Annotated in this window: 14 protein-coding genes and 2 pseudogenes; 3 read left to right on the forward strand and 13 right to left on the reverse strand. The window is 68.3% G+C overall.

What is annotated here, in order from left to right:
* Positions 1–139: 139 nt before the first annotated feature.
* Positions 140–1339 (reverse strand): DNA polymerase IV, encoded by a 1200-nt coding sequence (dinB, locus tag A5711_RS04455; RefSeq protein WP_067944411.1) that lies wholly within the window; start codon positions 1337–1339, stop codon positions 140–142.
* A 132-nt stretch (positions 1340–1471) separates the two neighbouring features.
* Positions 1472–2113 (reverse strand): TetR/AcrR family transcriptional regulator, encoded by a 642-nt coding sequence (locus A5711_RS04460; protein WP_067944412.1) that lies wholly within the window; start codon positions 2111–2113, stop codon positions 1472–1474.
* A gap of 76 nt (positions 2114–2189) precedes the next feature.
* Between A5711_RS04460 and A5711_RS04465 the strand changes: the two genes are divergently transcribed.
* On the forward strand, positions 2190–3659 hold the full coding sequence (locus tag A5711_RS04465) for an NAD(P)/FAD-dependent oxidoreductase (protein WP_067944414.1): 1470 nt from the start codon (positions 2190–2192) through the stop codon (positions 3657–3659).
* Here A5711_RS04465 and rraA read toward each other — a convergent pair.
* The 9 genes from rraA to A5711_RS27135 all read right to left on the reverse strand — a co-directional run bounded on the left by rraA (position 3656) and on the right by A5711_RS27135 (position 9361).
* Positions 3656–4135, reverse strand: a complete 480-nt coding sequence (rraA, locus tag A5711_RS04470; RefSeq protein WP_067944415.1) for a ribonuclease E activity regulator RraA — start codon at positions 4133–4135, stop codon at positions 3656–3658. The genes A5711_RS04465 and rraA overlap by 4 nt on opposite strands.
* A gap of 29 nt (positions 4136–4164) precedes the next feature.
* On the reverse strand, positions 4165–4632 hold the full coding sequence (locus A5711_RS27990) for a nucleoid-structuring protein H-NS (RefSeq protein ID WP_067944417.1): 468 nt from the start codon (positions 4630–4632) through the stop codon (positions 4165–4167).
* 96 nt (positions 4633–4728) lie between these two features.
* Positions 4729–5226 carry a copper resistance CopC family protein gene (locus A5711_RS04480; protein ID WP_067944419.1) on the reverse strand — a complete coding sequence of 166 codons (498 nt, stop codon included), beginning with the start codon at positions 5224–5226 and terminating at the stop codon, positions 4729–4731.
* On the reverse strand, positions 5223–5915 hold the full coding sequence (locus A5711_RS04485) for a YcnI family protein (RefSeq protein ID WP_082953352.1): 693 nt from the start codon (positions 5913–5915) through the stop codon (positions 5223–5225). The genes A5711_RS04480 and A5711_RS04485 overlap by 4 nt, the downstream gene beginning before the upstream one ends.
* 7 nt (positions 5916–5922) lie before the next feature.
* Positions 5923–6579, reverse strand: coding sequence for a DUF6474 family protein (locus A5711_RS04490; protein ID WP_067944421.1), 657 nt, complete (start codon positions 6577–6579; stop codon positions 5923–5925).
* 136 nt (positions 6580–6715) lie between these two features.
* Entirely contained in the window at positions 6716–7114 is a 399-nt protein-coding gene (locus A5711_RS04495) for a helix-turn-helix transcriptional regulator (protein WP_067944423.1), read from the reverse strand.
* A 593-nt stretch (positions 7115–7707) separates the two neighbouring features.
* Positions 7708–8241, reverse strand: coding sequence for a peptidase (locus tag A5711_RS04500; protein WP_065445986.1), 534 nt, complete (start codon positions 8239–8241; stop codon positions 7708–7710).
* A 194-nt stretch (positions 8242–8435) separates the two neighbouring features.
* Positions 8436–9059, reverse strand: a complete 624-nt coding sequence (locus tag A5711_RS04505; RefSeq protein WP_067944425.1) for a superoxide dismutase — start codon at positions 9057–9059, stop codon at positions 8436–8438.
* 146 nt (positions 9060–9205) lie between these two features.
* The gene (locus A5711_RS27135; RefSeq protein ID WP_167385587.1) at positions 9206–9361 is read right to left on the reverse strand and encodes a hypothetical protein; all 156 of its coding nucleotides are present in this window, start codon (positions 9359–9361) and stop codon (positions 9206–9208) included.
* Positions 9362–9798: 437 nt separating this feature from the next.
* Between A5711_RS27135 and A5711_RS04510 the strand changes: the two genes are divergently transcribed.
* Both A5711_RS04510 and A5711_RS04515 read left to right on the forward strand, forming a co-directional pair.
* Entirely contained in the window at positions 9799–10839 is a 1041-nt protein-coding gene (locus A5711_RS04510; protein ID WP_082953351.1) for a DUF4328 domain-containing protein, read from the forward strand.
* Positions 10836–11651 carry a glycerophosphodiester phosphodiesterase gene (locus A5711_RS04515; RefSeq protein ID WP_067944428.1) on the forward strand — a complete coding sequence of 272 codons (816 nt, stop codon included), beginning with the start codon at positions 10836–10838 and terminating at the stop codon, positions 11649–11651. The genes A5711_RS04510 and A5711_RS04515 overlap by 4 nt, the downstream gene beginning before the upstream one ends.
* Here A5711_RS04515 and A5711_RS04520 read toward each other — a convergent pair.
* Together A5711_RS04520 and A5711_RS25995 are read right to left on the reverse strand one after the other, a co-directional pair.
* A pseudogene (locus A5711_RS04520) lies at positions 11648–12709 on the reverse strand (LCP family protein); the annotation flags it as partial. The gene A5711_RS04515 and the pseudogene A5711_RS04520 sit on opposite strands and share 4 nt — an antisense overlap.
* A pseudogene (locus tag A5711_RS25995) lies at positions 12693–13107 on the reverse strand (glycerophosphodiester phosphodiesterase family protein); the annotation flags it as partial. The pseudogenes A5711_RS04520 and A5711_RS25995, both read right to left, overlap by 17 nt.

Genomic DNA, 13107 nt, shown 5'->3' on the forward strand with positions numbered 1-13107 from the left:
CTCACTTTCGAGGTCGGGTTCTTCGTCAGCCTAACAACCGGGCCGTCCACAAACCGGGCCGCGAAGCCGATTCAAATCAACCTCAAATCATCCAAAAGTCATGTGGCAGAGAATGATTGGAGCAAACACGCTCAACCCGTCAGTCGGGGAGGTGTGGCATCTCTATACCCAGTTCACGGCCGACCAACACCCCGCGGGTGAGGGCGGATTTGCCGAAACGCTGGCGAACCCGGTCGACCGCGGCGTCGACCGCAGGCGATTCCCGGTCAAATGGCAATGCCAACTGCTGAGCGCCGCTGCGGTCGATGCCCGACACCGCGAAGCCGACCAGCGTCAGCCCGCGTTGCGAGATCAGGGGTGCCGCCAACGCAACCAGCTGCCGCGCGGCGGCCAGGATCGGTTGCGTCGAGGACGTCGCCCATGGCAGCGTCCGTGACCGCGTCGCCCGCCCGAAGTCGTCGAACCGCAGGCGCAGCACCACCGTGCGGCCGGTGCGCCCGGCGGCGCGCATCCGGCCGGTGATCCGGTCGATGAGGTTGACCACCACCGCGTCGATCTCGGCGGCCGACATGGTGTTGCCGGCGCGCCCCAGCGCCCGTTGCGCGCCCACCGACCGACGGCGCACACCGGTGGTCACCCGGCGGCGGTCGATGTTGCGGGACAGCGCGAACAGTTGGCGACCCATGGCGCCGCCCAGCAGCGAGGCCAGAGTCGACTCGCTCAGCTCGGCGACGTCGGCGACGGTCACGAGTCCGTGGGCGTGGAGTTTGTCGGCCGTCTTGGCGCCCACGCCCCACAGCCGCCGCACCGGCAACGGGTGCAGGAAGGTCAGCTCCTGGTCGGGCTGCACCAGCAGTAGCCCGTCCGGCTTGGCCTCCTGGCTGGCGACCTTGGCGAGAAACTTCGTGCGGGCGATCCCCACAGTGATGGGCAGGCCGACCCGGTCGCGCACGTCGGCCCGCAGCCGTCCGGCGATCTCAACCGGCGTCCCGGAAACCCGGCGCAGCCCGCCGACATCAAGAAACGCCTCATCCACCGAGAGCGGCTCCACGAGCGGCGTGCAGTCGCGAAACACCTCGAACACGGCCTCACTGGCGCGGCTGTAGGCGCTCATCCGGGGCGGCACCACCACGGCGTGCGGGCACAGCCGGCGCGCCTGCGCCCCGCCCATCGCGGTCCGCACGCCGTGGGCCTTCGCCTCGTAGCTGGCCGCGAGCACGACCCCGCCGCCGACGATCACCGGGCGGCCGCGCAACGTCGGGTCGTCGCGCTGTTCGACGGACGCGTAGAACGAATCCAGGTCCGCGTGCAGGATGGACGCATCGCACCGCACGAACATATGTTCGCACGCGCCGGTGACGGGATTTGATGGTGGCGACCCCCATCGCCCGGCTACGCCGCGCTTGCGATCGCCACGGGATTTGATGGTGGCGACCCCCATCGCCCGGCTACGCCGCGCTTGCGATCGCCACTAGCTGGGTTCGCCGTAGATGCTGGTGACCCAGATGTGGGTGAGGGTGTCGACGACCCGGTCCTCGTGCACCGCCGGCGTCTCGGCGGACAGGGCGGCCATCATCGTCCGCTCGTTCATCTGGTTCAGGGAGGTGGCCAGGTCCACGGCCGGGATCGTCTCCGGCGCGGCCCCGCGTGCGCGTTCGGCGGCGATCATCGCGGCCGTCTGGTCGATCCACTTCTGCATGAAGCCCAACCACACAACGCGCAACTCGGAGCTGGTCGCCAGCGCTTCGGTGGCGGCGCGCGCCAGCCGGCGGTGCGTGCTGAACGCCGTGAAGAAGGCCCTGATGCCGTTGCGCCACACCCGGCGCGGATCCGCGGGCAGCCGCTGCACCGCGCCGTCGAACTCGGAGTCGGCCCGCGCGATCACCGGTTCCAGCAGTGACAGCAGCACCGCGTCCTTGGACTTGAAATAGAAGTAGAACGTCGGGCGCGACAATCCCGCGCCCTTCGCCAGATCGTCGACCGAGATGTCGGCGAACGAGCGCTGTTCGAGCAGCCGCTCGGCGGTCGCCAGGATTGCCTGCTCACGGTCGTCGCCCGAGGGGCGGATGGCACGGCGGCCACGCAGGGCACGGGTCTGGCCGGCGCTAGTCACGGCCGTTACTTTACACCGTGTCGAAAGTTTCAACACCCTGTTGACTACGTCGACAGGCCGTTGATAACGTGGCCCCATGACTGAGCACCTTGACGTGATCATCGTGGGCGCCGGCATCTCGGGCATCAGCGCGGCGTGGCACCTGCAGGAGCGTTGCCCGACCAAGAGCTACGCGATCCTCGAACGCCGCGAGGACCTGGGCGGCACCTGGGACCTGTTCAAATACCCGGGCATCCGGTCGGACTCGGACATGTTCACCCTCGGCTTCCGGTTCAAGCCGTGGCGGTCGGCGAAATCGATCGCCGACGGCCCCGACATCAAGGCCTACATCAGGGAAGCGGCGGTCGAGAACAAGATCGACCGGCACATCCGCTACCGCCAGCGCGTCCTGGCTGCCGACTGGTCGGACGCCGACAACCGCTGGGCCCTGACCGTCGAGTCCGACGGGCAGCAGCGCGAGCTCACCTGCTCCTTCCTGTTCGCGTGCACCGGCTACTACAACTACGACGAGGGATATTCGCCCACCTTCCCCGGCGCCGACGACTTCGAGGGCCGCATCATCCATCCGCAGCACTGGCCGGAGGACCTCGACTACACGGGCAAGAAGATCGTCGTCATCGGGTCCGGCGCCACCGCGATCACGCTGATCCCGGCGCTGGTGAACTCGGGCTCGGGCCACGTCACGATGCTGCAGCGCTCGCCCACCTACATCGGCTCGTTGCCCGGGGTCGACCCGTTCGCCGAACGCGCCAACCAACTGCTGCCGGACCGCCTGGCGCACATCGCCAATCGCTGGAAAGCCATCGCGTTCAGCACCTTCCAGTACCAGCTGTCCCGGAAGCGTCCGGCCTACATGCGCAAGACGTTGATGACGATGGCCAAGCGCCGCCTGCCGCAGGGCTACGACGTCGAAAAGCACTTCGGGCCGCGGTACAACGTGTGGGATCAGCGGCTGTGCCTGGCCCCCGACGGCGACTTCTTCCGCACCATCCGGCACGGCAAGGCCGACGTGGTCACCGACACCATCGACCGGTTCACCAAGACCGGCATCAGGCTCACCTCGGGGGAGGAGCTGCAGGCCGACATCATCGTCACCGCAACGGGTTTGAACATGCAGTTGCTCGGTGGGGTGCGACCCACCCGGAACGGTCGGCCCATCGAGCTGACGTCATTGATGACCTACAAGGGCCTGATGTTCTCCGGGGTGCCGAACTTCGCTATCACCTTCGGCTACACCAACGCGTCATGGACGCTGAAGGCCGACCTGGTCTCCGAATTCGTCTGCCGGTTGCTGAACTACATGGACGACAACGGATTTGACTTCGTGGAGCCGCAGCATCCCGGCCCGGACGTCGACGAGCTGCCTTTCATGGACTTCAGCCCCGGCTATTTCCAGCGGGCGATGGACATGCTGCCCAAGTCAGGGTCGCGCGCGCCGTGGCGGCTGAAGCAGAACTACTTCTTCGACATGCGCACGATTCGGCGCGGCAAGGTTGCCGATGAGGGCCTGCACTTCGCGAAAAAGCGCGCGCCGGTAGCGGTTTAGGGATTTACGACGACGATGCCGTCGTCGTCGCAGTAGGCGATGTCGCCGGGGACGAACGTCACGCCGCCCAGCGTGACCTCGACGTCGCGCTCCCCGGCGCCCGTCTTGGTGCTCTTCCGGGGGTTGGTGCCCAGCGCCTTGATACCGATGTCGAGCCCGCGTAGCGCTGCGGCATCGCGCACCGCGCCGTTGACGACGAGCCCGGCCCAGCCGTTGGAGCGGGCCAGCTCGGCGATGACGTCGCCGACCAGGGCCGCGTGCAGCGAGCCGCCGCCGTCGATGACCAGTATCCCGCCCGCACTCGGCTGCGAGAGAACCGATTTCAGCAACGCGTTGTCTTCGAAGCAGCGGACCGTGCTGACGGGTCCGGCGAATTGGGGGCGGCCACCGAACTGGCGGAATTGGACGTCGCAACTGCGTACGTCGGGCCCGATATCGTCGACGAGGTCGGCGGTCGGCTGGAATGACACGGTCACGTCTGACACGGTAGCGGCTACGGCGGCGATCAGCGGCGGCGCAGCTGCCGGATTAACAGGATCGCCAGGAGGCTGACGGCCAGGGCGACGATCAACGGGACCGGGGACTGGGTCAGGGCCGCCGCTGCCGGGGCGTTGGGAGAAACCGGGTTATTGGCGGCGTCCACAGTGGATTTCGCTTGCGCCGCTACGTCTTTGGCGGCGGCCGCGAGGTCGCCGTTGGTTTCGATTCGTTGCCGCACCTCGAGGGGTGGCTCGGCGGCCTTGGCAGGGGGAGCCGGGGGCTCGGCGGCCTTGGCGGGAGCCTTCTTCGCCGGTGCCTTCTTCGCGGGTGCCTTTTTGGCGGGTGCCTTTTTGGCGGGTGCCTTCTTCGCGGGCGCTTTCTTGGCGGGTGCTTTCGCGACCTTCTTCGCGGCCTTGGCCGGGGGCTTCTTCTCCGGCGGCGGGGTCGACGCGCCGTCGGGTTCGCTGTCGGGTTGATCCTGCGGGTCTGCCATGCGGCCGCTCCTCGAGCAATATTTCAGTAGTTTCTAGCCCACGCGGGTTCTTCGAACCCATCATGCCAGCACGAGCGCGGCCGCCTCGGCCGCCGGTCACGGTCTGCGCCGCACCACCCACAGGGCGCCCCCGCCCACAAGCACCGCCGCCACCACGACGAACGGCCAGACCGGGACATCCGAGCCGCGGTCCCCGGCGGCCGGGGGCCCTGGCGTGCCGGTGCCCGGCACCGTCAGCCGAAACGACCAGGATCCGGAGACCGCGTGGCCGTCCGCGGAGGTGACCCGGTAATTCACCGTGTAGACGCCTGCCGGCCCCAGCGGCCGCAGGTCGATGCCGACCACCGCGCCATGCACGGTCGGGTCTCCGGTGGACCACACGTTGCCGTCGGGCCCGACGACGGTCATGGCCGCGAACGTGCTCTGCAGCTGTTCGTTGAAGGTGGCGCTCACCCGTTCGGGACCGGTTGCGAGGACCGCGTTGTCCGCCGGATCGGTGGCCACCCGGGCTGCGTGCGCCGACGCCAACGGAGCGGTCAGCGGTGCGATCGCCAGGAGGGCACCGACGCACGCGGCGATCGCCAGCCGCATCATGCCCGTCGGCGGATCAGCGCCAGGCAGATACCCAGCGCGGCCACCACCAGGGCGGCACCGCCCAACAGCCGGGCGGTGTTGTCCGCGGATCTCGGCCGTGGCGGCGCGGCCTGGTCGGCGGGCGAGGCCGAAGGCGGTTGATGGCCGTGGGACGCTATCGGTCCCCCGCCAAGCGTGAGCGTGGGCACCGGGTATTCCGGCTCACCGCCGCCGGGCCGCGGCGGCTGGTCCCACTTCACGACCGTGCCGTCGGAATAGGTCTGTGTGGCCGGGAAGCTGACGGTCTCCGTGTCGGGCAACTTCACCGATATCCGGAACAGGGCGAATTGATCCACCCCGATGCCGGCGCCCGGCGCGGCCGTCCACGTCACCGAGTGCACCGCGCCCGACGCCGCGTCGCGGTCGAGCTTGGTCGTCCATCCCGGCATGCTCTCGGTGCGCGCCGAGGCCACGTCGGGCAGGGCGACGCTCAGCGCGGTGGTCACCGCGCCGGTGTTCGATTCGTTGGGCACCTGAAAGGTGACGACCGCCATGGCGCCTCGCGCCGCATTGTCGCTGCTGGCGTGCACGTGCGCCCACGCCGCGGGGAGCTGCGCCGCCGAGCCCAGATAGAGGCCGGCGGCGGCCACCACCGCGACCGGGAGGCGCGCCGCCCGCCGCGCGCGGGTCGAGATGCCGGGCAACCCCATTGGTTGGTCAGCTCAACCCGAGCCGGGCCATCAGGTCCGCCTCGATGCCGTCGAGCTGCGACGAGATCGCGGCGTGGGCCGCCCGGCGCCGCGCGGCCGGCATGTTCTCGGCGGCGGTGACGGCCGCAGCCAGATCGGTGAGCCGCTCGGTGATGGCCGACGCGAACTGCTTGGTCTCGGCGTCCTTGGGCTTCTTTTCCTGCACGGTGCGCAGAGACTTCTCCGCTCCGGCGATCCGGGCGGACAGCTGCGCGCCGTGGCCGGAGAACTGCCCGATCTGGGCCAGCGGGATCCCGAGCTGGTCCGCGCGGCGCTGGTCGATCAGCGCGCGCGCCGAGATGGCGGCGCGGTAGATGACTGGAGTGAGGATCGGCGCGAGCAGCCGGGACACCGTGAGCGCCCGGCGGATTCGCGTCGGCGAGAAGATCTTGCCCTCGCGCGCGGCCTTGAGTTGGGTCTCGGCCACTTTCAGGGCGTTGCGGTCGCTGTCCCGTTGAGCCTTGATCTGCGCCCTGAGCGCTTTGGCCTCCGCGCGGTGGGCGGCCTTGTATCGGCGAGTCTCGTTTCGGGCGGCCAGCTTGGCCTCCAGCTTCGCGCGGGCCTTGATCGCACGGGCTTCGGCGCGACGCGTCGCGCGACTCTTTCGCTTGCGGAACAGGGCCATTCCCGGCCGCCTCCCCGGTCTCTCGTGGCTATCGCTTTCGCGCGTGCGCGATCCGTGAGCCAACCCTAATCGGAATGGGCGGGCGCAAGCCCTCCAGGTCGGCCCCGGGCCAACCGGTTATCAGCCCGGGCGTTCGCTAGACGTCCAGGTGTTCCGCGCGGCGCAGCTCGTTGACCCGCTGCATGACCTCGTGTTGGGCCTCGGGGGACAACTCGGAGGCGCGCACGGCAATGCGGCGCACACCGTCGTCGCGCATCGTCGCCAGGATCGACAACTCCTGATCGAGCTTCTCGTAGTACTCGTCGTCGGTGAAGTAGGCCGGCTTGATGCGGAAGAAGTTGGCCAGTGCGGCCATTGTCGCCGACGACGGGTTGGTGCGGTTCCCCGAACGCAACTGCGACAGGTACGGAGCCGACATCGTGATGCCTTCCGCCTTGAGCGCCGCGATCACTTCCGCGGAGGTGTGCGGCCCGCGTCCCGGGGGATACACCGTGTCAAACAGGCGGTTCAGGCGAGCAGCGAACGTCGTGCTCATTGGATATGACCTCCACTTGGCTGTAGAAGTGAACTATTACCTAGGTGTATTTGCTGATCATGGTAGCGAGGGTTGGTTCCCCTAACTAGGTGCAAACCCCCAAGGTTTCGGTCCAGGCGTAGCTGGGGCTTGCCGATGCCACACTTGACGAGCGTCTAACTGATTCGCTGGGGTGTCCACTAAATCAGCGAAACTCACAGGTTATCCGCAGAATTCGGCTCGACGCCGTAGGTGGCGGGGCGACCCCGCTTGGTTCGGCGGGGGGTAGGATGGAAACGTGCTGGGCGGTCGCACCGCAACCGGGCAGCAATTTATGATTGCTTAACGCCTTATTTGCTGCCGGACGCGCTCCGAGGCCGGAAACCGCCGCTCGTGGAGCTATCCGAAATGCGAAACGCGGTCCGTCGGCCGTCGCGGCAGGCCGTCCGTAGCCAGGCCTATCGCCCAATCGTCATGGGCCGAGCCGCCGGCGCGGAACCCGGGAACCGACGGGAGCGCGCCGCCCGTCGCTGTCTGGAATCAATGACGGGCTCGACGAGAAAGCGACCGAATTCGGCGGTCCGATTTTTCGGTGCGGGCGCCGGGCTAAACGCTCATGCCGCGAGCAGCATCGCCAGGATTGCGGTATCAGGATGGCTGATGGGGTCGACGCCGACGCGGCTCACCATGGAGGTGATGGTGCCGTCGGCCTCCGCTTCCACCCAGGCGGCCCGGTGTTCGAGTCCCAGGTACGGCAAACCTGGAAGCAGGACGCATCCGGATGCCGCCCCGCTGCATTCCGGCAACGACGGGGTGGTCTCCGAGGGCGGATGCAGCATCAGCAGCGCGGGGGGCTGATGGTCGGCGAAATAGCCTGGCTGGATCGCCGAGTCACCGAAGACCGTGCCCTCGGCGAGTACCAGGCCGACAGTCCCCGGCTCGGGTTCCTCGGGCAACTCCTCGCGCGCGCCGAAAACCGTTGTGGTGGAGAGTAATCCGGGTAATGACGCGACCCTGACCGCGACCATCAGCAACTGGGCCCACTCTTTGGTCGAATCGGGCCAACGGCCAGAGATCACAAACCCTTTCAGGGCACCACGAGCATGGAAAGGGGAAACCCCTATCGGGCGGTCAGACCCAGTCTCCATTTCGACCTCCGCGCGACGCCTCCGTCCGATTAACCACACTGGTAGCTCGAATAATTCAGCATGCCCGCGGGTTCGGCGCCGTGCAACCCGACACGGCCAGTGGCGCACATGTTTCCGGAGTGCCCGGTTCGCGACCGGGCAAACGAAAGGGGCGCCGCGCAAACCGCGCGACGCCCCTGCCGACCGAAATGGACTCAGCCGAAGATCAGCCCGCCCGTTTTCGACGTGGCGGCCTCGTAGCGCTTCTGTACGTCGGCCCAGTTGACGACGTTCCAGAACGCCTTGACGTAGTCCGCCTTGACGTTCTTGTACTGCAGGTAGAAAGCGTGCTCCCACATGTCGACCTGCAGCAGCGGAATGATGCCGAGGGGGACGTTGGCCTGCTGGTCGTACAGCTGGAAGGTGAGCAGCCGGCTGCCGAGCGTGTCGTAGCCCAGCACTGCCCAGCCCGAACCCTGGAGGCCGTTGGCGGCCGCGCTGAACTGGGCGCGGAACTTGTCGAACGATCCGAACGCGTCGTCGATCGCGGCCGCCAGTTCCCCGGTCGGCTTGTCGCCGCCGTCCGGCGACAGGTTCTTCCACCAGATCGAGTGGTTGACGTGGCCGCCGAGGTGGAACGCCAGGTTCTTTTCGTTCAGGAAGATCGCAGCGTGGTCGTCGTTGGCGCGTGCCTCTTCCAGTTTGGAAACGGCGTCGTTCACGCCCTTGACGTACGTGGCGTGGTGCTTAGTGTGATGAATCTCGTTGATCTGACCCGAGATGTGCGGTTCCAACGCTGCGTAGTCCCAGTCCAGGTCGGGCAGGGTGTATTCAGCCACGGCGTTCCTTTCTTCGGTTGTCTTCTTACGCTCATTCGCGCGGGCCTACCACGCGGCGGCCAGCCGTAGACAACCCTGCTCCATGACTGCGCGGACCGCAAGAAAGACCGCTATGAGCTCCGAAGGGATACCCGCTCAGCGTCGGTTCAAGACAAAACGATGAGGGCGAGGACCGCAAGCAACGCCAGTGCGATCAGCCCGGCGCGCAGTGCGGCGACGCTGTAACTGTGATTCCACGCGGGCGAGCCGGAGTACGACTTCGAGGGGGCCGGTGATCCCGGACCGAACGAATGCGTGGCCATTAATCGCCTTTCACCCGCTCCTCACCTCGGGGTAGTGAGGTGAGTCACAAACTATTTTCGCGAAGGCGATCATAGCGCTTCCGGGCGGGCTTGGAAAATGACGCTCTGAGCTGCGTGTTGAGGGCGACCCGGCCGAAAGCCGGCCCGAGGGCGCGACCGGTAGCCGGCCGCGCGGATGCTTAGCAAGGCAATCCATTTCGCTCAACGACGGTTTTGACCTGTCGATGGCATGTCTGCGATACCGCGGTGTTATCCACAATGGCACCACGGCTAGCCGGTAAAGCTGTAGTAATGCTTCCCTTACCCACTGAGGCCATGTGGATAAACCTGTGGAAACTGTGGATAGGTCGTGATAGCTGAGTAATAGCCGACCGGCCTTACTGCGGCCGTCGCTGAGCGTCCCGCGGCGCGCATCGTCGCGCGGTTACGCTAGTCCGGTGATCCAGGTGTGCTCCCAGTGCGGCACTCGGTGGAACGTGCGCGAGCGGCAACGCGCGTGGTGTCCCCGTTGTCAGGGAGCGCTGATGGCGCCCCTGCCGGATGCGCCGGCGCCCGGCGGGAGTTGGAGCCCACCCAACGCCGCGGCGACGAACCGATCATCCGGCTCTCGGGGCTGGCAGCGCACCCCGCCGCGGCTACCGCCGGGCTTTCGCTGGATAGCGGTGCGTCCCGGCGCCGCCCCGCCCACCCGCCGCCTAAGGCGTCCACTCGGCCCCACCCCGCGTTATGCCGTGATGCCGCGTTGGGGCCTGGCCGATCGCGTCGGGCAAGGGCCGGTGGCAGTCGAAAAGCCCGCGCACGCCGCGCCGTCGGCAGCGACGATCCGCACCACGCTGTTCGTGAGCGTGCTCGTTCTCGGCATCGCCGCCTTGGTCTACGTCGTGCGATACGTGCTGCTGATCGTCAACCGGAACACCCTGCTGAACTCGTGGGTGGCCGCCGGGGCGGATTGGCTCGGCATCCTGGCCAGCGTGGGCGCGATCGTGGCGGTGCTCACCTCCGGGGCGATGCTGATCCGCTGGCTGATCGCGCGGCGCGCCGCCGTGTTCGCCCATCACGGCCTGCCGGAGCCACGGTCCACCCGGGCGTTGTGGGCCGGGTGCGTGGTGCCGCTGGCGAACCTGCTGTGGGCGCCGGTGTACGTCATCGAGCTGGCGATCCTGGAAGAGCACTATGCCCGGATACGCCGACCCATCGCCGAGTGGTGGATCGCCTGGGTCGCCAGCTACCTGGTCTCCATATTCGCCATGGTCACCAGCTTCGCCAGGGACGCTCAAGGCATCGCCAACAACACCATCACGATGGTGTTCGCCTACCTGATCGCGGCGCTCACGGTGGCCGCGGCCGCCCGCGTCTTCGAGGGCTTCGAACGCAAACCGGTCGAACGGCCCGCGCACCGCTGGGTCGTCGTCGCCGACGCGCCGGCAGCACGTCCGGTTGAGCTCGAGGGGCAGGAAGCGGCAGCATTAGGCGTATGACGTGGGCCGAGGAGGTGCTCGCCGGGCACCCCTTTGTGGTTGCCCACCGCGGCGCGTCGGCCGCGCGGCCCGAACACACGCTGGCCGCCTACGACCTCGCCCTCAAAGAGGGCGCCGACGGCGTCGAATGCGACGTGCGCCTGACCCGCGACGGCCACTTGGTGTGCGTACACGATCGCCGGCTCGACCGGACCTCGACCGGGGCCGGCCTGGTCAGCACCATGACCCTCGCCGAGCTGCGTGAGCTCGAGTACGGCGCATGGCATGACAGCTGGCGTGAAGACGGCACGCACGGTGACACCAGTTTGTTGACGCTGGACGCCCTGGTTTCCCTCGTTCTGGATTGGCACCGGCCGGTGAAGCTCTTCATCGAGACCAAGCACCCGGTGCGGTACGGCTCGCTGGTGGAGACGAAGCTGCTCGCGCTGTTGCACAGGTTCGGCATCGCCGCGCCCGCCTCCGCCGACCGGTCTCGTGCGGTGGTCATGTCGTTTTCGGCGTCCGCGGTCTGGCGCATCCGGCGAGCCGCGCCGCTGCTGCCGACCGTCCTACTCGGCAGGACCGCGCGCTACCTGACCAGCGGCGCGGCCACCGCCGTCGGCGCCACCGCCGTCGGCCCGTCGCTGGCGACGCTGAAGGAATATCCCCAACTCGCGGATCGCGCGATCGCCCAGGGTCGCGCGGTGTACTGCTGGAACGTCGACGAGTACGAAGACCTCGACTTCTGCCGCGACGTCGGGGTGGCCTGGCTTGCCACCCACCACCCGGGCCGCACCAAGGCGTACCTGGAGAACGGCCGCGCGGGCGGTTAGTCCGAAGGAGTGGTGGGCACCGGGGCGTCCGCCGCCAGCGCCTCGAACAGCCGGCTGGCCTCGTCGTGGTTCCACACCACCACCGATCCGGCGTCACCGCTGGTGAACTCCCCGATCGGGACGGTCATAGCGGTGGGCGAGCCGTGCAGTCCCCAGCCCAGGTGGGCCAGGTCCCACACGTGGTCGCCGCGGTCAACGGTCAGGGCATCGGCAAGCGCGCGCGGCACGGAGTACCAGCGCCAGGGGTTGAGCCACACCGCCGGACTGGCGGCGGCGTGCAGCAGCGCCGCGACGAACTGCCGCTGGTTGACCATCCGGTCCAGGTCCGCCCGGGGGGTGTCGCGCGTCCTGACGTACCCGAGGGCGTTGCGGCCGTTGAGTTTTTGGCAACCGGCCGGCAGGTCGATGCCGGCCAACGGGTCGCTGAGCGGCGACGTCGGGCACACCGTCACCCCGCCCAGCGCGTCGACCACGCCGGCGAATCCGCCGAATCCGATTTCGGCGTAGTGGTCGAGGCGCAGCCCGGTGGCCTGCTCGACCGTCTGCACGAGCAGGGGCGCCCCGCCCACCGCGAAGGCGGCGTTGATCTTGTCCTTACCGTGGCCGGGGATCGGGACGTACGAGTCGCGCGGTATCGACACCATCGTCACCCGCCCGCCGGACCACAGCTCGGGCAGGTGTACCAGCAGGATGGTGTCGGTGCGGCTGCTGCCGATGTCGCCGCCGGTGGCCAGGTCCTCCTGCTGCTCGGGGCTGAGACCCTGGCGGCTATCCGACCCGACGAGCAACCAGTTCGTCCCGCGGCCGTGCCCGGGGCGCCCCGGGTAGTCGGTCAGGATGTCGTCGCGGTGCAGCCGGCTGTCGAACCAGACGGCCCCGCAGGCGACGCCGATGCCGGCCAGCAGCACGCCGATCACCAGGGCCGACGCAAGCGCTCGTAGCCGGCGGCGCCAGCCACGGCTGCGGCGCGTGCGCGGGGCGGTGGGCCGCGGCGGAGCTCCGGGTGGTTGTCGGGGGCGCGGCGGTTCGACCGCGCGAGGCGGCGGGGGTGGGGGCGGCGATGCCGAACCTGTGCAACAGCGCGAGCAGCTTCGTCTCCACCAGCGAGCCGTACCGCACCGGGTGCTTGGTCTCGATGAAGAGCTTCACCGGCCGGTGCCAATCCAGAACGAGGGAAACCAGGGCGTCCAGCGTCAACAAACTGGTGTCACCGTGCGTGCCGTCTTCACGCCAGCTGTCATGCCATGCGCCGTACTCGAGCTCACGCAGCTCGGCGAGGGTCATGGTGCTGACCAGGCCGGCCCCGGTCGAGGTCCGGTCGAGCCGGCGATCGTGTACGCACACCAAGTGGCCGTCGCGGGTCAGGCGCACGTCGCATTCGACGCCGTCGGCGCCCTCTTTGAGGGCGAGGTCGTAGGCGGCCAGCGTGTGTTCGGGCCGCGCGGCCGACGCGCCG

It is taken from the genome of Mycobacterium sp. E2238, assembly GCF_001672665.1.
Lineage (GTDB): Bacteria > Actinomycetota > Actinomycetes > Mycobacteriales > Mycobacteriaceae > Mycobacterium.